Genomic DNA, 20,297 nt, shown 5'->3' with positions numbered 1-20,297 from the left:
ATCAGGCTGCAACTTCCGCCTTGGCGGTTTTCAGGTAGTTCAGCACGGTTTCGGGCGAGGAGACGCCATAGGGATCTTCGGCGTGGTTGTCCGACAGGCCGGGCTCTTCGAACCAGGCTTCGACGACACCGTCCTTGACGATGGCGGCATAACGCCAGCTGCGCGCGCCAAAGCCGAGGTTGTCCTTGGCCACCAGCATGCCCATCTTGCGGGTGAACTCGCCGGAACCGTCCGGGATAACCTGAACGTTTTCAAGGTTCTGCGATTCAGCCCATTTGTTCATCACAAAGCTGTCGTTGACCGACATGCAGTAGATCGCATCGATACCTTCGGCTTTGAAATCGGCAAAGCCGTTTTCGAAACCGGGCAGCTGGTAGGTGGAGCATGTCGGGGTGAAGGCGCCCGGCAGCGAGAACAGCACAACGCGCTTGCCCGCGAAATAGTCGGCGGTGGTTTTGTCTTCCCAGCGGAACGGGTTCGGGCCTTCGATCGCTTCGTCGCGAACGCGGGTGTGGAAGGTTACCTCGGGCAGTTTGACGCCAGCTTTCATGTCGGTCTCCATATGGTGAAAATCGGTTCTGGGCGCTGGCTTAATAAACTTGCGCAAACGCTGCAATGGGGAATGCTGCACAAGCAATGTTCAGCGCCGCATTGCAGAGATGGATGATCACAAGACTGGCACGATGCCGCTGAAGGCGCGGTTCGGCGGCGGTTGCGAAAGGGTGAAACCAGGGTTGCAGAAATGGCCGTGTCATTGCTCTGCGGCTGTGATACATCAGCGGATGAACAGTTGCCGCAAGGGAAAAACCCGTGAGAGACCTGAAAATCCCCGCGCAGCGCCACCCGGAAAAGGCGCACCGCCCCGATAACGAACAGCCGAAGAAACCCAGCTGGATTCGCGTGAAGGCGCCCGGTGGAAAAGGCTATGCCGACACCCACAAGATCATGCGGGAAAACAATCTTGTGACCGTCTGTGAAGAGGCCGGCTGCCCCAATGTGGGCGAATGCTGGAGCCAGGGCCACGCCACCATGATGATCATGGGCGAGGTCTGCACCCGGGCCTGCACCTTCTGCAACATTGCCACCGGCAAGCCGCCCGAGGAACTGGACGCCTTTGAGCCGGGCCGGGTCGCCCATGCGGTGGAAAAACTGGGTCTCAACCACGTTGTGATCACATCCGTTGACCGCGACGATATTGAGGACGGCGGCGCCGAGCATTTCGCTCAGACGATCCGGGCCGTCCGCCACCGGAGCCCGAAGACCACGATCGAGATCCTGACCCCGGATTTCATCAAATGTGCGCCTGAAGTGCTGGAAACCGTGGTCGAGGCTCGTCCGGATGTGTTCAACCACAATCTGGAAACGGTGCCGGGTCTGTACCCCGAGGTACGTCCGGGCGCGCGGTATTTCCATTCGCTGCGCCTTTTGCAGCGGGTGAAGGAGCTGGATCCGTCGATGTTCACCAAATCGGGCATCATGGTGGGGCTGGGCGAGGACGCGCAGGCGGTGAAGCAGGTGATGGACGATATGCGCGCTGCGGATATCGATTTCCTGACCATCGGCCAGTATCTGCAGCCGACCCCAAAACACCACGCAGTGGATCGTTTTGTGACGCCCGAGGAATTCGCCTCTTATGAAAAGGCGGCCTATGGCAAGGGCTTCCTGATGGTCTCGGCCACGCCGTTGACCCGGTCGTCCTATCACGCAGGGGATGACTTTGCCCGGCTGCGCGAGGCCCGGAATGCAAGGCTGGGGCGGGCATGACGCCTGAGCGTCTGGCGCAGCTGACCGCGCTGCGCCACAGCCTGCACACAATCCCGGAAGTTTCTGGCAATGAAGAAAAAACCGCCGATGTGGTCGCGGAGTATTTGCGCCAACACGCTCCGGATGAATTGTTGACCGGGCTGGGCGGACACGGCGTTGCGGCCGTCTATCGTGGCGCTGCCGAGGGTCCGACGGTGCTGATCCGTTGTGAACTGGATGGGTTGCCGATCGAGGAAGTCTCTGATGCCGACTACCGGTCGGGTCATGCGGGGCGCGGGCATCTGTGCGGTCATGACGGCCATATGGTGATGGTTGCCGCCCTGGCGGAGGATCTGGCGCGCACCCGTCCGCAAACGGGCCGGGTGGTGCTGCTGTTCCAACCCGCCGAGGAAACCGGTAAGGGCGCTGCGGCTGTTATTGCAGATCCGCAATTTGAACGCATCCAACCGGACTATGCCTTTGCACTTCACAACTATCCGGGTCTCGCCGCCGGTGCGGTGGCCCTGTGTCAAGGACCCGCAAATTGCGCGTCGCGCGGCATGCGGATCCGGCTCATGGGCAAGACCTCCCATGCAGCGGCGCCGCAGGACGGGGTATCCCCAGCCGGGGCGTTGACCAAGCTGATGCCGGGACTGGTGGCACTGGGGCCGGGCGGAGAGATGTCCGCCAATTTCGCCCGCGTAACCCTGACCCACGCCTGGCTGGGGGAGCCGACATTCGGCATCGCGCCGGGAGAGGCGGAAATCTGGGTCACCCTGCGGACCGTGACCGATTCGCGGATGGAGCAGTTGACGGAGGAGGCCAGCGCGGTTCTTGCAGAGGTTTGCGCGGAAGAGGGGCTAGAATACACCGTTTCCTATGACGATGTCTTTGATGCGTGCGTCAACCACCCTGAGGCAACCGAGATCTTGTCTTTTGGCGCAGAAACAGCGGGTTACCCAGCGCAGTTGTGGCAGGTGCCACAGCCGTGGTCAGAGGATTTTGGTCAATTCTCCAAAGTAGCCAAATCCGCTATGTTCTGGCTCGGCGCAGGCGAGACCATGCCGCAGCTTCACAACCCGGATTATGATTTCCCGGATGAGCTTATCCCCGTTGGGTCTGCGGTCTTTGCCGCTGCAATCGACGCTGTTCTGAACCGGGCGCCAGGTGGCAACCACTGAACGAGGTTGCCGCCGATGCCAGACTATGTCGCGGGATCAGGCGCCGTCGTCAGTAAAGCGGACTTTGCCGATATGGGGTAGGTTGCGGTTGCGCTGCGCAAAATCGATGCCGTAGCCGACGACGAATTCATCGGGGATTTCAAAACCGATCCAGTCGGCACGGAAATCCACCTCCCGCCGCGAGGGTTTGTCGAGCAGCGCGATGGATTTGAGCCGGGCGGGCTTGCGGCTATTCAAAAGGCCGATCACGTGGTTCAGCGTGTGACCGGTGTCAACGATATCCTCCACGACCAGCACGTCGCGACCTTCAATGGCGCCGCGCAAGTCCTTGAGAATGCGCACTTCTCGACTGCTCTCCATACCGTCACCGTAGGAGGACGCCTCAAGGAAATCGACCTCGATCGGCAGGTCCAGCTCGCGGACAAGATCGGCGATAAAGACGAAACTGCCGCGCAACAGGCCGACGACGACCAGCTTGTCGGTGTCCCCGAACTCGGCGTGGATATCGCCGCAAAGCTCTTCGATCCGTGCGGCGATGGCCTTGGCTGAAATCATCACATCGATGACATATGGACGCTGTGACATGGCTGACCCCTTGAAATTCCCGCGCGTTCATAGGACATGACGCGGCACGATCATAGCAGGAAATTCGACGAAACCATGCCCACCCATTCGGAAACCCGCCAGCTGCCTTATTCAGCACAGCAGATGTACGATCTGGTGGCGGATGTGGCGCAATATCCCAAATTCCTGCCTTGGTGCGCCGCAGCCCGGATCCGCAGCGTGACGCCACAGGGCGATGCTGAGGTTATGGAGGCCGATCTGGTGATCTCCTTCAAAGTGTTCCGCGAACGCTTTGGCAGCCGGGTGACCCTGTTTCCTGTGGCGCGCAAGATCGATACCGAATACCTCGACGGTCCGTTCCGCTACATGAAATCCAACTGGTCTTTTGAAGATCGTCCCGATGGCGGCTGTAATGTCGATTTCTTTGTCGATTTCGAGTTCAAGAACGCGGTTCTTCAGGGCATCATTGGCGTGGTGTTTAACGAGGCAATGCAGCGCATCGTGCGCGCATTCGAACGGCGGGCGGCGGAACTTTACGGCTAGTCTCCTGCCTTGGTGGCCGGGGCAACCTTGCCACTCGCGGCGCAGTGACACCGGCTGACACAAAACAGGCCCCTTCATAAAAAGGGGCCTGCCTCAGGAATTTCAATTCTCTAAGTTGTTGTCTTAACTTGACAGATCGTAGGCCCGTTCACCATGGGCCGAGATATCCAGACCGTTGGTTTCACTTTCTGCATCGACCCGTAGCGCGGTGACAGCAGCGACCACTTTGACCAGAACCACAGTGACAACCGTTGTGAAGATCCCGACGACCGCCAGACCACCCAGTTGCGCAGCCCAGCTGCCTGCACCAAAGACGGCAATCATGATGGTACCGAAGATGCCGCCAACGCCGTGCACGGCAAAGACATCCAGCGTGTCGTCGATCTTCAGCACATTGCGTACCAGATTGACCGCTTCCTGGCACAGGATACCCGCGATGGCGCCGATGATCAGCGCTTCAACCGGGCCGACAAAACCGCTGGCCGGTGTGATCGAGGCAAGGCCTGCGATGGTGCCGGTGACGATGCCGACAACCGAGGCTTTGCCGTATTTGATCTTTTCCCACAGCGCCCAGGTCAGCGATGCTGTGGCGGCCGAAATATGCGTCACGGTCAGCGCCATGGCTGCGCCGCCGTCTGCTGCCAGTTGCGAGCCGCCGTTGAAGCCGAACCAACCAACCCAGAGCATGGCTGCACCGATGACCACGAAGCCGGGATTGTGCGGCGGCGTCGTACTGTTTTTGCGCGGCCCAAGGAAGACGGCAATGATGATCGCGGCAAGGCCTGCGGTTTCATGCACCACGATCCCGCCCGCAAAATCACGCACGCCGATGTCGCCAAAGATGCCGCCATCGGACAGCATGCCGCCGCCCCAGATCCAATGCACCACAGGCGCATAGCAGAGGAGCATCCACAGCCCGGAGAAGGTCAGCACAAAGCCAAACCCAACCCGCTCCACGTAGGCGCCGACGATCAGCGCTGGTGTGATGATGGCAAATGTCATCTGGAAGGCAAAGAACAGCACTTCGGGCAGGGTGCCTGCCAGGCTGTCTGCATCAACGCCGCTCAGGAACAGCTTGTCCAGCCCGCCCCAGTAACCGCTGGTGCCGCCGCCGAATGCGATGGAGTATCCCGCGACCAGCCACAGAACGCTCATCAAGCAGGCAATTGCGTAGCAATGCATGAAGACGCTGAGCACATTTCGGGCACGTACCAGCCCGCCGTAAAACAACGCGAGACCGGGGAGCGTCATAAAGAGCACCAAAGCCGTCGCCACAATGATCCAGGCTGTATCAGCTCCGTTCATTTTGGGTTCCTTCCATCAAGATTGAGTGGTTGGAGGCCGACAAAACGCAAGAGCGATGCTAAAAGAAGCACCATACGGCGCCTGGGTGCTGTTTTTTGCAGCTTTTAGCGAAGCGATTAAATATTGGGCAAGAAATGCGCTCGTTTGCCCGCTTTGTGGACTTAATGTGAAATCGCCCGTTCCAGCAGGGAAAGGGCATGATCCCGGCTGGCGGCGCGAACCTGCGGGCGGCCTAGGGCGCCAAATTCGATGGTCTCCACATGAGTTTCCCGCCCTTCGGCAGAGAGGCCAAAGCAGACCCGGCCTTCGGGCTTGAACTCGGACCCGCCCGGTCCGGCAATCCCGGTGATCGACACGGCCAGGGTGGTTCCGGCGCGGGCGCGGGCACCTTCGGCCATTTCCCGCGCGACTTCCTCGCTCACCGCGCCGAATGCGTCCAACGTTTCCGGGCGCACGCCGATCATCTGGGTTTTGGCGGTGTTGGAATAGGTCACATAGCCACGATCCAGCACCGCCGATGAGCCCGGAATATCGGTCAGGGCCGCTGCGATCATACCGCCGGTGCAGCTTTCGGCGGTGGCGATGGTCACGCCTGCCTTGGCTGCGCGGGCGATCAGATCCGCGACATCAACACTCACAGCCCCAGCACCCCATGCGACAGGCCAGCCAGCAGAGCAACGCCGATGGCGGCAAAGATCCCGGCGATCACATCGTCCATCATCACTCCGAGCGCGCCTTTCTTGCGGTCGGCCCAGCCGACGGGGCCGGGTTTCAGGATATCGAACAGGCGGAACAGCACAAAGGCCGTGACCCAGCCCGGCCATAGGGCGGTGATGTCGATGCCATGCGCCCAGGATGGATAGGAAATCGCCCAGAGCGCCAGGAACTGACCGGCCAGTTCATCCATAACGAATTCTGACGGGTCGAGGTCTTCCTTGCCGCGCGTCATCTCGGCTGCAGCCCAGAGACCCGCGGCGGTGCAGAGGAGGGTCATCGCAGCAAGCAGGGGAAAGCCGCCAACCAGATGCAAGCCATAGGCCAGCGGTAGCGCCACCAAGGATCCCCAGGTGCCGGGGGCCGGGCGCAGATAACCGACGCCCAGAACGGTTCCGATTGCTGTTGCGATATTCATGATTTCACCAATGCCGCGGTGGCCAGCGCCGCGATCCCTTCGCTGCGCCCGGTAAAGCCGAGCCGTTCGGATGTTGTCGCCTTGACCGAGACCCGATCTGCATCAATGCCAAGGATCGATGCCATTTGTGCCTGCATCTTTGCGGAATGCGGGGTGATCTTGGGGTATTCACAAACCAGCGTGCAGTCGACGTTGGAGATTTGGAAGCCTTTGTTGCGCGTCAGCTCGACGGCGTGACGCAGGAAGATGTCGCTCGCCGCGCCTTTCCACTGCGGATCAGACGGCGGGAAGTGGCGGCCGATATCGCCCTCGGCCAGCGCGCCATAAATCGCATCAGTGACCGCATGCATGCCGACATCTGCATCAGAATGACCCTGCAACCCCTTGTCATGCGGGATTTTCACGCCGCACAGAACGACATGGTCGCCCGCGCCAAATCTGTGAACGTCGTAGCCATTGCCCAGTCTGATATCCATCCTGTCCTCTTTTGACCTGTCGCTGTCTGCTCTGCCCAAAATTAACTCGGCCCGGGCAAAATCCGCAGGGCCGGTTATTTTGATATTGTCTGGATTTCCCGGAACGATGGCAACGTCAAGCCCGGCCGCGCGGGCCACGGCGACATCGTCTGCTGCCTCGCCCGGATGGGCGCGATGCGCGGCAAGGATCTCGGCATAGCGAAAGCCCTGCGGTGTCTGCGCCGCAAATAGCCCGTCGCGGTCGCGGGTGCCGGTGACCTTGTCGTCCTGCCCGGTCCACAGCGCATCGGTGACTGCCAGCGCCGGGGCCGCCGCTACGCTTGTGCTCAACGCCTCCTCAACCGCATGAATCAAATCGGGCGAAATGCAGGGGCGGGCCGCGTCGTGGATCAGCACTTGGGCGATGTCCTGCGCCTCGATCGCCTCCAGCCCGTTCAGCACCGAGCGGGAGCGTGTATCGCCCCCAGGGGCCAGAACAATCCCCGGCTGCCCCTGAAATTCGGCCCATGCTTTGCTGTCGTCGGGCGAAAGGACCAGGGCGATCTTCTCGATCCCCGCCTGCCGAAAGGCGGCAAGGGTCCAGTCGATGACGCGGCGCCCTTTCAGGGGGCGCCATTGCTTGGGAAGACCGCCGCCTGCGCGGGTTCCGCGACCGGCGGCAACGATAAGTGCGGCAGTGGTCAAAAGGCAGCCTCCGGCTTTTGCTTGGCTGTTTAGGACCTGCCGGTTACAGAGGCAATCACCCATGGGTTCGCGCTTAAAAAATAGGCAGTCGATCTGGAATATTGGATCATTCGGGGCCATTTCATTGTCTCTCCCCGGCGCTCCCGGTTAGAAAAGTCTCAGTTGCACAAGGATTAGGCAGTTGCCCTTCAGCCTCGGAACCACCTCTATGACACCGCCGATCGCACTCGCGCCGATGGCCGGAATCACGGACCGCCCGTTTCGGGATCTGGTCCGCTCCTTTGGCGTTGGGCTGACGGTCAGCGAAATGGTGGCCAGCCAGGAAATGGTGCAGGCCAAGCCCGGTGTGCGTGAGCGGGCTGAGCTGAGCGCGGATGTGGAGAATACGGCGGTTCAGCTGGCCGGACGCGAAGCCCATTGGATGGCAGAGGCCGCCCGGCATGTTGCGGACCGGGGCGCGCGGGTTATCGATATCAACATGGGCTGCCCGGCCAAGAAGGTGACCAATGGCTATTCCGGCTCGGCGCTGTTGAAGACGCCCGATCACGCCCTGTCGCTGATCGAGGCCGTCGTGGCGGCGGTCGATATCCCGGTGACGCTGAAAACGCGCCTTGGTTGGGATGAGGGGAGTCTCAACGCCGCCTCGGTGGCGCGGCGGGCCGAAGATGCGGGCATTAAGATGGTGACCATCCATGGTCGCACCCGCTGCCAGTTCTACAAGGGGTCCGCCGATTGGGCAGCGATCCGAGCCATCAAAGACGCGGTGGATATACCGGTTCTGGCCAATGGCGACATTACTGGCACGGGCGCGGCCCATCAGGCGCTGGACCAATCCGGCGCTGATGGGGTGATGATCGGCCGCGGCGCCCAGGGCAGGCCCTGGCTATTGGCCGAAGTGGCGCATGATTTGTGGCAGACGCCCAAGCCGGATGTCCCCGAAGGGAAACAGCTTTTTGACATGGTTTCAGAACATTATCAGGCAATGCTCTCTTTCTACGGCATCGATCTGGGCACCCGCGTCGCACGCAAACATCTGGGCTGGTACATGGATGCCGCAGGTAGTGGCCCCGTTCTGCGCCGCGCGGTTCTGACTGAGCGCGATCCGGATCAGGTTCTGGTTCTTCTTGAGGCAGCTTTGAGTGAGCAAACAGACGAGGTAGCAGCGTGATTGACGATGGTGCGCTATGGGCTTCGCTTCCGGTCCCGGCTTTTCTGATTGATGCGGAAGACTTGATCGCGGATGCAAATTCTGCGGCGGAGGGTTTCCTCAACACCTCGCGCAAGGCGTTGATGGGGAAACCGGTCTGGAGCCAGATCTATATCGATGCGCCGATCACGGATGCCTTTGCGCGCAGCCGCAGTTCGGGCACGCCCCTGTTCGTGAATGACATTGACGTCGGCGCCAGCAGCCGTGCGCCACTGCAATGCGGGGTGCAGATTTCCCCGGTGAGCGGCCACGAGGGGATGATGCTGCTGATGCTGTCCCCGCGTGAACTCGCCGGGCGGATGACGCAGAACCATTCTGCTAAATCGGCGGCGCAATCTGCCATCGGGATGGCGGAAATGCTGGCCCATGAAATCAAGAACCCGCTGGCCGGGATCACCGGCGCGGCGCAGCTGCTGAGCATGAACCTGTCGGCCGAAGATCTGGAGCTGACCGATCTGATCGTCAGCGAAAGCCGCCGGATCGTGAAACTGCTGGAGCAGGTGGAGCAATTCGGCAATCTCTCGGAGCCGGATTTCAAACCGGTGAACCTGCACGATGTTCTGGACCGGGCCCGGCGCTCTGCGCTGTTGGGGTTCGGCGCCAATATGACGATCACAGAAGAATACGATCCGTCCTTGCCCTCGGCCTGGGGCGATGCAGATCAGCTGCTCCAGGTGATCCTGAACCTGTTGAAGAACGCCTCCGAAGCTGCTGGCAAAAAAGGCGGAAAAATTCGGATCCGTACCTTTTACGAGCATTCCTTCCGGCTACGCCGCAGCGATGGAACCGGGAAACTGTTACCGCTTCAGATCGAGATCATCGACGATGGACCGGGGCTGCCGGACACCATCCGGGAGGACATTTTTGATCCCTTTGTCTCGGGGCGTGAAAACGGCACCGGGTTGGGGCTCGCATTGGTCAGCAAGATCATTGCCGACCATGACGGCTGGATTTCTGTCAGCTCCGAACCGGGGTACACAGTTTTCAGGCTTTCTTTGTCGCGTGTTCCGCGCGACGTCCAATCGCAGGAGAGTTGATCGATGGATGGCACCGTTCTGGTCGCAGATGATGACCGCACCATTCGCACGGTTCTGACACAGGCGCTGACGCGGGCCGGATGCAAGGTTCATGCGACCTCATCCCTGACCACGCTGATGCGCTGGGTGGCCGAGGGTAAGGGTGATGTGGTGATTTCCGACGTGATGATGCCGGACGGAAACGGGTTGGAAATGCTGCCCAAGATTGCCGAGGACCGTCCCGGACTGCCGGTGATCGTCATTTCGGCCCAAAACACCATCATGACCGCGATCAAGGCGGCCGAGGCGGATGCCTATGACTACCTGCCGAAACCCTTTGACTTGCCGGAGCTGATGAAGCGCACGGCCAAGGCGTTGTCGGAGAAACGGACCACCGCGACCACGGCCCGTTCGGAAGAAGAAGGCGACCGCCCCGAGGAACTGCCTCTCGTTGGTCGTACCGAGGTGATGCAGGGCCTGTACCGCCTGATCGCGCGGGTGATGAACACCGATATGCCGCTTTTGGTTACGGGTGAAAGTGGTACAGGCAAGTCATTGATTGCGCGTGCTATTCACGATTTCTCCGACCGGCGTACCTTGCCCTATGTGACCGCCACCGCCGCCGAGCTGATCGAGCTCGAAGGTCCTGCACGGCTTTTGTCGCAGGTCAAGGGCGGCACGCTGCTGATTGATGAGCTTCTGGATCTGCCGGATGAGGCGCAGGCCCGGCTGGTGCGCATGATGGATGCGACCAGTGATCATTCTCCGCGTTTCATGGCGACGAGCCAGAAAGACCTGGCTCCGGCGATGGAGGCCGGGGAGCTGCGCGCCGATCTGTATTACCGGCTCTGCGGGACGGAACTGCACGTGCCCGCGCTACGCGAACGGGTCGAGGATATAGCGCTCTTGGCGGAGCACTTCCTGATCCGGGCGGAGAACGAAGGCGCGCCGCACCGCACGCTGAGCGAGGAAGGACGCGAGCTGTTGCGCCATTTCGCCTGGCCCGGGAACGTGCGCCAGCTGGAAAACGTGGTTCGCCGACTGGCGCTGACCGCGCGGAGCGAGGAAATCGGTAAATCCGATGTTGCGGCGGCGCTGGGACCGCAGACCGGGGCCGAACCCATGGTCAGTGGCGCAGTCAACGAAAAGCTATCCGAATCCGTGGCGCGCCACCTGCAACGCTATTTTGATCTGCATGGCGACATGTTGCCGCCGCCGGGGCTTTACGGACGGCTGCTGCGCGAAGTAGAGACGCCCCTGATCGAGATTGCGCTGGCTGCAACCGGCGGAAATCAGGCGAAATGCGCCGAATTGCTGGGCATCAACCGCAATACCCTGAGAAAGAAAATTACGGACCTTGATATTGAGGTGACACGGCGGCGCAAACTGATGTAATATCGCCACAGAAACGTGGCCGACCGGCACAGCCGTCGGTGAGGTCGCGATATGTGGCGGTTGGCCTAGAAGGCCATACATCAGAATGAGGGCAGCCAGTGGCGCAGAAGTCACATCTTCGCGGGGGATTCAGAACGCTCGCGGCGTTTGACCGGTGGCGGAAAACCCGGAAGGCGCGCAATATCGGCACCCTTGGCCTTGTCCTGCTGGGGCCGATTCTGGCTCTGGTGACGTTTCTGATCTTTGGTCCTTTGGGGCACGGCGCATCCTCTATGTCGTTGCGCCTGATTCTGCTGGCGGACATGGTCTACATCATGGCGATTGCCGCCTTGGTGCTGACCCAGATTGTGCGTCTGTTCGCGGCGCGCCGTTCCAAATCGGCTGGCTCCAGACTGCACCTGCGGCTAATCGGAGCCTTTGGGTTTTTGGCGCTGGTGCCCACGGTTATCGTCGCGATCTTTGCAGTATTGACGGTGAATGTTGGGCTTGAGGGCTGGTTTTCCCAGCGTGTCCGTCAGGTCATCGGCTCGTCGCTTGCGGCTGCCGAGGCCTATCAGGTGGAACAACGGCGCGACCTTTCCGAAGATGGCGAGGCGCTTGCGCGTTACCTAGATACCAGCCGCTCGCGTAGTTTTTTCATGAACGATGCAGAGCTGCGGCAGGTTCTGTCGCAGGGACAGCTGCAGATCCAGCGTGGCCTGCGCGAGGCCTATGTCATCGATGGCGTTGGCGATATCCGGGCGCGGGGTGAACGTTCCTACGAATTTGATTTCGAACATCCCGATCCCGAACAGATCACCGAGGCGGCTGAGCAGGGGATGAGCATCATCCAGGACTGGGACAATAACGAGTTCAGGGCCATTGTGCGCCTGAACGCCTTTGTCGACCGGTTCCTGTACATCAGCCGCGATGTGGATGGTGAATTGCTGAACCTTCTGGATGAAACCCAGCAGACCGCGAACCTCTATCAACAACTTGAGAAAGAGCGCGGTCGGGTGTTGTTCGAATTCGGCCTTTTGTACATCGGGTTTGCATTGATCCTGATCCTGGCGGCCATGTGGCTGGGCATGTGGTTTGCGGAACGTTTGTCCGGTCCTGTCGGTCGCCTGACCGTGGCCGCGCGCCGGGTCGGTGGCGGTGATCTTGACGTGCAGGTGCCCGAAGAGAACGGCGATGACGAGATTTCCCAACTTGGCCAGTATTTCAACAGGATGACGCGGGAACTGAAACAACAGCGCAAGACCTTGCTGGAAAACACCGACCAGATTGAGCGCCGTCGCAGGCTGTTCGATTCGGTTCTCTCCTCAGTCACCTCCGGTGTTGTGGGGTTGGATGCCGAAGGACGGGTCGCCTTTGTGAACCGGTCCGGGGAACGTCTGCTGGATTGGCACGGGGACCGGCAATCGCTGGCGCTCGCCGTGGCCGTACCGGAATTCGGCCCGCTGTTCGAAACCCTGACCAAGGATGGCGCGGAAACCGCGCAGGATGAGATCAAGGTGACGCGGCATGGCCGGTTGGAAAACCTGCTGGTGCGGATGTCGCAGCGCCGGTCCGATGATGGCAACCTCGAAGGCTATGTGGTGGCTTTTGACGACGTTACCGATCTTGTCAGCGCCCAGAGGATGGCCGCCTGGGGCGATGTGGCCCGGCGGATTGCCCATGAGATCAAGAACCCGCTGACCCCGATCCAGCTGAGTGCGGAGCGGATCAAGCGTAAGTTTGCGCCCAAGCTCGGCGAGGAAAACAGCGATCAACTGCAAGCCATGACCGATGTGATCGTGCGCCAGACCAACGATCTGCGCCGGATTGTCGATGAGTTTTCAAAATTCGCGCGCATGCCGGAACCTGAACGCCATGAAGAAGATCTGGTCAAGCTGGTGCAGGACGCGGTGGTGCTGCAACGCACCGGCCAGCCGGATGTTACGATTACGGCGGATCTGCCGAATACCGTGTGCTGTGCAGATCTGGATGCGACGATGATCGGGCAGGCGCTGACCAACCTGATCAAAAATGCCGGTGAAGCGATTGAAAGCCTGAAGAAAGAAGGCGCGCCCGAGGAGCTGGATCCGCAAATTCGCGTGGCGCTGCGCCGGGCCGATAAAGGGGGGTATGAGGTGACGATTGCCGATAATGGCATCGGCTTGCCAGAGGACCGCGCGCGGTTGTTTGAACCCTATGTAACCACCCGGAACGAAGGCACCGGGCTGGGATTGCCGATTGTGAAGAAGATTATCGAAGAACACGGCGGCACCCTGACGCTTGAGGATGCGCCGGTGTTCGAAGGACAGAACCATTTTGGAGCCATGGCGGTGATCCGCCTGCCAGACGCCGTACGTACGGCTGAGGCTAACAGAAATACAGTGAAGGTAGGTCTGACATGAGTGACATTCTGATCGTTGACGATGAGCGCGACATTCGCGAATTGATTTCCGATATCCTGGAAGATGAGGGGTTTGCCACGCGCAAGGCGGCGAACTCCGAGGAATGCATGGCCGAGATCGGGCAGGAGCCTCCGGCGTTGCTGATCCTAGATATCTGGCTCAAGGACAGCCAGATGGACGGCATCGACATCCTGAAAACCGTGAAGCGGGACAATCCCGAGGTACCGGTGGTGATCATCTCAGGCCACGGGAATATCGAGATTGCGGTCGCGGCGATCAAACAGGGTGCTTATGACTTCATCGAAAAGCCCTTCAATATCGATCAGCTGATGGTGGTGATCCGGCGGGCGATGGAGACTTCGCGCTTGCGGCGTGAGAACACCGATCTGCGCCGCAAGGAAACCGGAGCTGCCGAGATGATCGGCAATTCCGCAGCCTTCCGGGCGCTGGTGGCGCAGCTCGACAAGGTCACCAAATCCAATGGCCGTGTGATGCTGACGGGACCTGCCGGCGTGGGCAAGGATATCGCCGCGCGCTATATCCATTCCAATTCCGCCCGTGCCTCGGCTCCCTTCGTGACGGTGAACTGCGCCAGCATCGAGCCGGAGCGGATGGAAGAGGTTCTGTTTGGCCGTGAAACCGCGGACCGCGGGGTTGAGCCGGGATTGCTGGAACAGGCACATGGCGGCGTGGTGTTCTTTGACGAGGTCGCGGACATGCCGCTCGGCACCCAGTCAAAGATCCTGCGGGTGCTGGTTGATCAGCAGTTTCAGCGGGTTGGTGGATCCGAGAACGTGCGGGTCGATCTGCGGGTGATTTCTTCCACAAACAAGGCCTTGGAGGCAGAAATTGAAGCGGACCGTTTCCGGCAGGAGCTCTATCATCGGCTGAACGTGGTGCCGATTGCGGTGCCGACGCTCGCAGATCGGCGCGAGGATATTCCTGTTCTGGCCGAACACTTCATCCGTAGCTTTAATGAGGCGCAGGGCCTGCCACTGCGTGAACTGACGGATGAGGCGGTTGCACTGATGCAGACCATGATGTGGCCCGGCAACGTCCGCCAGCTGAAAAACCTGGTGGAGCGGATCCTGATCCTTGGCGATGGCAATGGCCCGATCGAGGCGCGCGACCTGCCGCGTGAAGAGGAAAAGGTCGAAGACGAGGGCCGCGTCGTCCTGTCCGGCGCCTTGGCGACGCTGCCGCTCCGCGAGGCCCGCGAGGCCTTTGAACGCGAATACCTGCTGACCCAGATCAACCGGTTCGGTGGCAATATCAGCCGCACGGCTTCGTTTGTGGGCATGGAACGCTCTGCCTTGCACCGCAAGCTGAAATCCCTTGGCGTTGTCACCTCGAACAAGGCTGGCGCGCGCGTCGCCCATGTGGAGCAGGAAGAAGATATGGTTTGACCGCCGCGGGCGGATGACGGGGCGCGTAGGCACGGTCTGCGCGCCTGCAGTCATTGTGTTTGGGAATCCTAGAGAGACCCGGTGTCTGGGGCGGCAGCGTGGCCGACTACGGCGTCAGGACATGCAGGGTGTTGTCAGGGCCTTTCCAGACGCAAGCATCGCCGGTCAGCGGCGGCAGGCGGCTCGATTGTCCGGCCAGACGCTGCCCGACTTCGGCGGTGGTGCAGCGCCTCAGGGGTACCTCTTGATACCCTTTCTTGGCCATACAGCTTTGCTCTAACCGCCTGCGCAAACCTTGGTTCACATCAACCGTATAGATGCCACCATCAACCCAGTATCCGGGGCGGCTCCAGCAGTTGCCGTCCCTGCAATATTGCCCGCCGGGATAATAAACGGGCGGGCGCTGGCGAATTTCGTTGGCCACGGGCGCCTTTTCCAGCGCGCTGACCTGACAGGAAAGCGTATCTGCCTGAAGCCTCTGCACATCAGCGCCTTCGCGGTAATAGACCGGCACTGGGCCACATCCGGCAAGGACGGCGCCCAAAACGGGCACGGCGAACAGGGATCGGAAGCGGCGGTAAGCACGGGTCATGCTGTCAGAATGCCCCGCGATGACGGCCAGTACAATTGATTTGACCCCTCTGGCGGCTTCTGTCATTCAAAACTGGCAAGATCGCGCCCAAGGGAAAAGATCATGAAGGTTATCATCTGTGGCGCCGGCCAGGTTGGCTGGCAGATCGCGCGGCACCTGTCCGGCGAGCACAACGATGTGACAGTTGTCGACAACAACCCGGATCTGGTGCGCCGCGCGACAGATACGCTGGATGTTCAGGGGATTGCGGGCTTTGCCTCATACCCGGATGTTCTGGAGCGGGCAGGGGCGCGGGATGCGGATATGATCATCGCCGCAACCCACTCGGATGAGGTCAACATGGTGACCTGTCAGGTTGCCCATTCGGTATTCTCGATCCAGCGCAAGATTGCCCGGCTGCGGGCGCGCAGCTACCTGAATGCGATCTATTCCGACCTGTACCGGCGTGACCATCTGCCCATCGATGTGGTGATCAGCCCCGAACGCGAGGTCGCCGCCGCCGCTATTCAGCGGCTTCTGGCACCAGCCGCGTTTGACACGGAAACCTTTATGGGCGGCAAGGCGCAGCTCCTCGGCATTCAGATCGACGAGGATTGCCCGGTGGTCAACACGCCGCTGCGGCAGCTGACGGATCTGTTTTCCACCCTGCGGGCTATCGTTGTGGGTGTGCGGCGCGATGGCAGCCTGTTTGCACCGGAACCGGGCGATCAGCTGTTCGTCGGCGACAGCGCCTATGTGTTTTGCCACACGGACGACGTGAGCAGAACCATCGAAGTCTTTGGCAAGAAAGAAAAACGCCAGGATCGGGTGGTGATCGTGGGCGGCGGTAATGTGGGCCTTGAAGTGGCAAAGGCGCTTGAGAACCGCACCGGACGGATCCGCGCCAAGATCATTGAGAAAAGCCGCAAATGCGCCGAGCGGGCGGCTGAAACACTCGAGAGGACCATCGTTCTGAACGGTGACGGACTGGACCGGTCTCTGATGATTGAAGGCGGTATTGATCGCGCCGATGCCATGCTTGCTGTCACCGACGATGACAAGACCAACATGCTCGCGGCTGTGCGCGCCAAATCCGAAGGCTGCCCTTTCGTGGTGGCCCTGATCAATGATCCGACCTTGCTGCCGCTGATGGCGCCTCTCGGGATCGACGCCTTTATCAACCCGCGCTCCACCACGGTGAGTTCGATCCTGCAGCACATCCGCTATGGCCGCGTTCGACAGGTCTATTCCATTGGCGATGCCGAAGCCGAGGTGATCGAGGCTGAGGTTCTGGGAACCTCTCCGATGGCGGGACAAGCGGTTCGCGATATTCCCTTCCCCGAAGGCGTGCTGATCGGCGCCGTGCGCAAGGGAGGCGAGGTCCTGCGACCCAGCGGCGAAATGCGCATCGAAGAGGGGGATGTCATCGCGATCTTTGCGATGGCCGCCGATGTGCCAGAGGTCGAACGCCTGATGCAGGTTTCGATCGACTACTTCTAGGATGGCGGCACGCAATCATACCGCGGGCGGGCTGTTGCGTCTGCCCTTGTTCCTGCTGATCTGGGGGGTGGCTTGCCTAGCCATGTGGGTGCCGGCCACTCATGCGGTGATCCTGAACGACCACCCGACATCGCAAAGTTTCTTTTTCTCCGGCCTCTTAGGGCTTTTTGTGATCGCTGTGATTGCCTTGTCGCTGGGCAATAAGGTGCCCCGCTATGGCATGCCGGGGCAGTTGCTGTCGCTGCTGGCAACCTTTGCAGTATTGCCGCTGTTCCTCGCGCTTCCCGTACAGGATGCGTTGAAAAACACAAGCTTCCTCAACGCCTACTTCGACATGGTCAGCGCCGTCACCACAACGGGCGCCGATATCTTTGCCGATCCGGGGCGACTGCCGCCCAGCGTGCATCTGTGGCGGGCGATTGTTGGCTGGCTTGGCGGCCTTTTGATGTGGATCGCCGCCTCGGCGGTTCTGGCACCGATGTTCCTGGGCGGCTTCGAAGTCACCGCCAAGGGGGAACCGGGCGGCGGTGGCGCGACACCTGTTCTGATGCAAAAGGCGGATCCACGGCGCCAATTGATCACAGTCGCACGCACCCTGACGCCGGTCTATTTCGCGCTGACGTTGGTTCTCTGGACCCTTTTGATGATGACTGGCAGCAAATCGCTGGCCGGGCTGACCCATGCGATGTCGGTGATGGCGACCTCGGGGATTTCATCGGTCGGGGGCACCGAGGCGGCAAACAGCGGCATGGCCGGGGAAATGGTCATGTTCCTGTTCATGTTCTTTGCCCTGTCGCGGCTGACATTTTCCTCCGATACGGTCAGCACCGGCGACGGGCGGCTGGATCGTGACCCGGAGTTCCGTTCCGGCCTGCTGATTGTGCTGGGGGTTCCGACGCTCTTGTTCCTGCGCCACTGGCTGGCAACGTTTGAGGTCAACAGCGCCGAGGATGGCATGCAGGCGCTGCGCGCCTTCTGGGGGGCGCTGTTCACGGTGATGTCCTTCCTGTCCACCACCGGATTTGAAAGCGCCGACTGGGAGGCCGCCGGGCAATGGTCGGGGTTGGAAACCCCGGGTATGATTCTTCTGGGCTTGTCTCTGATTGGCGGCGGGGTGGCCACCACAGCGGGCGGCGTCAAATTGCTGCGGGTCTATGCGCTTTATCTCAACGGGCTTGGCGAAATGGAACGGCTGGTGCATCCGTCATCGGTCAGCGGTGAGGGGGCTGGCAACCGGCGGCTGCAAAAGAACGGTGCCTTTGTGGCCTGGATCTTTTTCATGCTCTTTGCCTTGTCTCTGGCGCTGATCAGCACGGTGCTTGCCGCCCTTGGTACGGATTTTGAAACTTCGCTGATCCTGGCGGTATCGGCTCTGTCGACCACTGGCCCGTTGACCGAAGTCGCGGCCAGCGAGCCGATCATGCTGTGGCAGCTGGTGCCCTCGGCCAAACTGGTGCTGTGCTTTGCGATGGTGCTCGGGCGGCTGGAAACTCTGGCGATCATCGCGCTTTTGTCGCCTAATCTCTGGCGCAGTTAAGAAAACCTCGTTACGCTGCTCTGGCATTTGATGTTTTTCGGGTGGAAACCCAATCGGTCTCCGTCCATAGTTGGTTGTAACGAGGCGCGTTGGTCCGCAGCGCGTAGCAAGAAAAAAGGCGAGATAATAATAATGGCTTCGGACAGACAGAATCTTCAGGATGCCTTCCTGAATCACGTTCGCAAAACCAAGGTTCCCGTTACAATTTTTCTGATCAACGGGGTCAAATTGCAGGGGGTTATTACCTGGTTTGATAATTTCTGTGTCCTGCTGCGCCGCGACGGACAGTCGCAGTTGGTCTACAAACACGCAATTTCCACGATCATGCCCGCACAGCCGATCAGCCTTTATGAAGGTGAAGACGCCTCTTGATGGAGCATGACCGGAAGCGCACCCGGGCCTGGGTGCTGCATCCCGAGATCAAGTCGGATCAACACCGGCGCGATCCCGAACCCGCCCTTGCAGAGGCTGTGGCGCTGGCTCAGGCGCTGCCTGATCTCGACGTTGTCGGATCGGATGTGGTGCGTTTGCCCAAGGCTCATGCGGGGATGTTGTTCGGCTCGGGTAAGATCGAAGAACTGGCGCAGAAGCTGAAATCCGAAGAGGTGGAACTGGTCCTCATTGACGGACCGGTGTCCCCCGTACAGCAGCGAAATCTGGAAAAGGCCTGGAAGGTCAAGATCCTCGACCGGACCGGGCTGATCCTCGAGATCTTCTCGGATCGGGCGCGCACCCGAGAAGGTGTGCTGCAGGTGGAGATGGCCGCGCTCAGCTATCAGCGGACCCGGCTGGTGCGGGCCTGGACCCACCTGGAACGGCAGCGGGGCGGATTGGGTTTCGTTGGCGGTCCCGGTGAAACCCAGATCGAGGCGGACCGTCGTGCAATTGACGATCAGCTGGTGCGCCTACGCCGCCAGCTCGACAAGGTGGTGAAAACCCGCACGCTGCATCGCGCCGCGCGGGCCAAGGTGCCTTATCCGATTGTCGCGCTTGTCGGCTATACCAACGCCGGTAAATCGACCCTGTTCAATCGTCTGACCGGGGCTGAGGTGATGGCGGAGGATATGCTGTTCGCCACTCTGGATCCGACCATGCGCCGGGTGCTGTTGCCTGATGGCCCGGAGGTGATCCTGTCGGACACGGTGGGCTTTATCTCGGATCTGCCGACCGAGTTGGTCGCGGCCTTCCGCGCGACGCTGGAAGAGGTGCTGGCCGCCGATGTGATCTTGCACGTGCGCGACATCAGCCACGATGAAACCGAGCATCAGGCCCGCGATGTGGCCGCGATCCTGACGTCGCTTGGGGTGGATGAAAACCGCACCCAGATCGAGGTCTGGAACAAGCTCGACAACCTCAGCGAGGAAGAAGCCGACGCCCGCCGCCAGCGCGCCGCCCGCGAGGAAGGGATCCACGCGATTTCAGCCCTGACCGGCGAAGGCATCGACGGGCTCTTGGCGGATATCGCGGAAAAACTGCAAGGCACAAAGCATCAAGAGGTGCTCAGCCTTGATTTTTCGCAAGGCAAGCAACGGGCCTGGCTGTTCGCGCAGGATGTTGTCGTCTCCGAAGAGCAGACCGAGAGCGGTTTTGATATCACCGTGCTTTGGACTGCGAAACAACGGGCGCAGTACGACGGGCTATGATCCGTCGTGCTGT

General features: G+C 60.6%; 19 protein-coding genes. 12 read left to right on the top strand and 7 right to left on the bottom strand.

The annotated features are described in order from the left end of the window. Position 1: 1 nt before the first annotated feature. Positions 2 to 550: a peroxiredoxin gene (locus SM764_RS18025; RefSeq protein ID WP_065273451.1), complete on the bottom strand. Its 549-nt coding sequence runs from the start codon at positions 548 to 550 to the stop codon at positions 2 to 4. Between the two features lie 260 nt (positions 551 to 810). Here SM764_RS18025 and lipA point away from each other — a divergent pair, with 260 nt between their 5' ends. Next, positions 811 to 1,764, top strand: a complete 954-nt coding sequence (gene lipA, locus SM764_RS18020; protein WP_274832208.1) for a lipoyl synthase — start codon at positions 811 to 813, stop codon at positions 1,762 to 1,764. Further along, positions 1,761 to 2,924, top strand: a complete 1,164-nt coding sequence (locus SM764_RS18015) for an amidohydrolase (RefSeq protein ID WP_369002407.1) — start codon at positions 1,761 to 1,763, stop codon at positions 2,922 to 2,924. The genes lipA and SM764_RS18015 overlap by 4 nt, the downstream gene beginning before the upstream one ends. A gap of 36 nt (positions 2,925 to 2,960) precedes the next feature. Here the strand turns inward: SM764_RS18015 and hpt are convergent, their stop codons facing one another. Continuing rightward, positions 2,961 to 3,509: a hypoxanthine phosphoribosyltransferase gene (gene hpt, locus SM764_RS18010; RefSeq protein WP_065270218.1), complete on the bottom strand. Its 549-nt coding sequence runs from the start codon at positions 3,507 to 3,509 to the stop codon at positions 2,961 to 2,963. A 75-nt stretch (positions 3,510 to 3,584) separates the two neighbouring features. Here hpt and SM764_RS18005 point away from each other — a divergent pair, with 75 nt between their 5' ends. Continuing rightward, positions 3,585 to 4,031, top strand: coding sequence for a type II toxin-antitoxin system RatA family toxin (locus SM764_RS18005; protein ID WP_274828154.1), 447 nt, complete (start codon positions 3,585 to 3,587; stop codon positions 4,029 to 4,031). A gap of 123 nt (positions 4,032 to 4,154) precedes the next feature. Here the strand turns inward: SM764_RS18005 and SM764_RS18000 are convergent, their stop codons facing one another. The 4 genes from SM764_RS18000 to SM764_RS17985 form a co-directional block, all read right to left on the bottom strand. After that, the gene (locus tag SM764_RS18000) at positions 4,155 to 5,336 is read right to left on the bottom strand and encodes an ammonium transporter (RefSeq protein ID WP_347508491.1); all 1,182 of its coding nucleotides are present in this window, start codon (positions 5,334 to 5,336) and stop codon (positions 4,155 to 4,157) included. A gap of 161 nt (positions 5,337 to 5,497) precedes the next feature. After that, complete coding sequence (locus SM764_RS17995; protein ID WP_369002406.1) at positions 5,498 to 5,974, bottom strand: CinA family protein; 477 nt, start codon at positions 5,972 to 5,974, stop codon at positions 5,498 to 5,500. Continuing rightward, a complete protein-coding gene (locus SM764_RS17990; RefSeq protein WP_368946614.1) occupies positions 5,971 to 6,468 on the bottom strand; it encodes a phosphatidylglycerophosphatase A family protein in 498 nt (165 codons plus the stop codon). The genes SM764_RS17995 and SM764_RS17990 overlap by 4 nt, the downstream gene beginning before the upstream one ends. Beyond that, positions 6,465 to 7,628, bottom strand: a complete 1,164-nt coding sequence (locus tag SM764_RS17985) for a bifunctional 2-C-methyl-D-erythritol 4-phosphate cytidylyltransferase/2-C-methyl-D-erythritol 2,4-cyclodiphosphate synthase (RefSeq protein WP_368946613.1) — start codon at positions 7,626 to 7,628, stop codon at positions 6,465 to 6,467. The genes SM764_RS17990 and SM764_RS17985 overlap by 4 nt, the downstream gene beginning before the upstream one ends. Positions 7,629 to 7,809: 181 nt before the next feature. On the opposite strand from SM764_RS17985, the gene dusB reads away from it, so the two are divergent. The 5 genes from dusB to ntrX all read left to right on the top strand — a co-directional run bounded on the left by dusB (position 7,810) and on the right by ntrX (position 15,033). Next, positions 7,810 to 8,796, top strand: a complete 987-nt coding sequence (dusB, locus tag SM764_RS17980) for a tRNA dihydrouridine synthase DusB (protein WP_369002405.1) — start codon at positions 7,810 to 7,812, stop codon at positions 8,794 to 8,796. Next, a complete protein-coding gene (locus SM764_RS17975) occupies positions 8,793 to 9,872 on the top strand; it encodes a two-component system sensor histidine kinase NtrB (protein WP_369002404.1) in 1,080 nt (359 codons plus the stop codon). The genes dusB and SM764_RS17975 overlap by 4 nt, the downstream gene beginning before the upstream one ends. Positions 9,873 to 9,875: 3 nt before the next feature. Further along, the gene (locus tag SM764_RS17970) at positions 9,876 to 11,246 is read left to right on the top strand and encodes a response regulator (protein ID WP_065270223.1); all 1,371 of its coding nucleotides are present in this window, start codon (positions 9,876 to 9,878) and stop codon (positions 11,244 to 11,246) included. 98 nt (positions 11,247 to 11,344) lie between these two features. After that, positions 11,345 to 13,627: a sensor histidine kinase NtrY-like gene (locus SM764_RS17965; RefSeq protein ID WP_369002403.1), complete on the top strand. Its 2,283-nt coding sequence runs from the start codon at positions 11,345 to 11,347 to the stop codon at positions 13,625 to 13,627. Continuing rightward, entirely contained in the window at positions 13,624 to 15,033 is a 1,410-nt protein-coding gene (gene ntrX / locus SM764_RS17960) for a nitrogen assimilation response regulator NtrX (protein WP_065270225.1), read from the top strand. The genes SM764_RS17965 and ntrX overlap by 4 nt, the downstream gene beginning before the upstream one ends. A gap of 106 nt (positions 15,034 to 15,139) precedes the next feature. Here ntrX and SM764_RS17955 read toward each other — a convergent pair whose 3' ends face one another. Then, positions 15,140 to 15,625 (bottom strand): hypothetical protein, encoded by a 486-nt coding sequence (locus tag SM764_RS17955; RefSeq protein ID WP_369002402.1) that lies wholly within the window; start codon positions 15,623 to 15,625, stop codon positions 15,140 to 15,142. 102 nt (positions 15,626 to 15,727) lie between these two features. Between SM764_RS17955 and trkA the strand changes: the two genes are divergently transcribed. The 4 genes from trkA (at position 15,728) to hflX (ending at position 20,284) form a co-directional block, all read left to right on the top strand. Then, the gene (trkA, locus tag SM764_RS17950) at positions 15,728 to 17,104 is read left to right on the top strand and encodes a Trk system potassium transporter TrkA (protein WP_065270227.1); all 1,377 of its coding nucleotides are present in this window, start codon (positions 15,728 to 15,730) and stop codon (positions 17,102 to 17,104) included. Position 17,105: 1 nt separating this feature from the next. Then, positions 17,106 to 18,641, top strand: coding sequence for a TrkH family potassium uptake protein (locus tag SM764_RS17945; RefSeq protein ID WP_274837026.1), 1,536 nt, complete (start codon positions 17,106 to 17,108; stop codon positions 18,639 to 18,641). Positions 18,642 to 18,773: 132 nt separating this feature from the next. Next, positions 18,774 to 19,013: an RNA chaperone Hfq gene (hfq, locus tag SM764_RS17940; RefSeq protein ID WP_008204623.1), complete on the top strand. Its 240-nt coding sequence runs from the start codon at positions 18,774 to 18,776 to the stop codon at positions 19,011 to 19,013. Further along, positions 19,013 to 20,284 carry a GTPase HflX gene (gene hflX / locus SM764_RS17935; RefSeq protein WP_274832217.1) on the top strand — a complete coding sequence of 424 codons (1,272 nt, stop codon included), beginning with the start codon at positions 19,013 to 19,015 and terminating at the stop codon, positions 20,282 to 20,284. The genes hfq and hflX overlap by 1 nt, the downstream gene beginning before the upstream one ends. Positions 20,285 to 20,297 lie beyond the last annotated feature (13 nt).

Origin of the sequence: Pseudophaeobacter sp. 1A16562, from assembly GCF_041008785.1 — a bacterium.
Lineage (GTDB): Bacteria > Pseudomonadota > Alphaproteobacteria > Rhodobacterales > Rhodobacteraceae > Phycobacter > Phycobacter gallaeciensis_A.
Note: the sequence above shows the minus strand (reverse complement) of the source record. Positions and strands in the feature narration are given on the sequence as shown.

Coding starts and splice junctions, on each gene's coding strand:
- SM764_RS18025 (WP_065273451.1), bottom strand. CDS start 550: ATGAAAGCTGGCGTCAAACTGCCCGAGGTAACCTTCCACACCCGCGTT.
- SM764_RS18015 (WP_369002407.1), top strand. CDS start 1,761: ATGACGCCTGAGCGTCTGGCGCAGCTGACCGCGCTGCGCCACAGCCTG.
- hpt (WP_065270218.1), bottom strand. CDS start 3,509: ATGTCACAGCGTCCATATGTCATCGATGTGATGATTTCAGCCAAGGCC.
- SM764_RS18005 (WP_274828154.1), top strand. CDS start 3,585: ATGCCCACCCATTCGGAAACCCGCCAGCTGCCTTATTCAGCACAGCAG.
- SM764_RS18000 (WP_347508491.1), bottom strand. CDS start 5,336: ATGAACGGAGCTGATACAGCCTGGATCATTGTGGCGACGGCTTTGGTG.
- SM764_RS17990 (WP_368946614.1), bottom strand. CDS start 6,468: ATGAATATCGCAACAGCAATCGGAACCGTTCTGGGCGTCGGTTATCTG.
- SM764_RS17970 (WP_065270223.1), top strand. CDS start 9,876: ATGGATGGCACCGTTCTGGTCGCAGATGATGACCGCACCATTCGCACG.
- ntrX (WP_065270225.1), top strand. CDS start 13,624: ATGAGTGACATTCTGATCGTTGACGATGAGCGCGACATTCGCGAATTG.
- SM764_RS17955 (WP_369002402.1), bottom strand. CDS start 15,625: ATGACCCGTGCTTACCGCCGCTTCCGATCCCTGTTCGCCGTGCCCGTT.
- trkA (WP_065270227.1), top strand. CDS start 15,728: ATGAAGGTTATCATCTGTGGCGCCGGCCAGGTTGGCTGGCAGATCGCG.
- SM764_RS17945 (WP_274837026.1), top strand. CDS start 17,106: ATGGCGGCACGCAATCATACCGCGGGCGGGCTGTTGCGTCTGCCCTTG.
- hfq (WP_008204623.1), top strand. CDS start 18,774: ATGGCTTCGGACAGACAGAATCTTCAGGATGCCTTCCTGAATCACGTT.
- hflX (WP_274832217.1), top strand. CDS start 19,013: ATGGAGCATGACCGGAAGCGCACCCGGGCCTGGGTGCTGCATCCCGAG.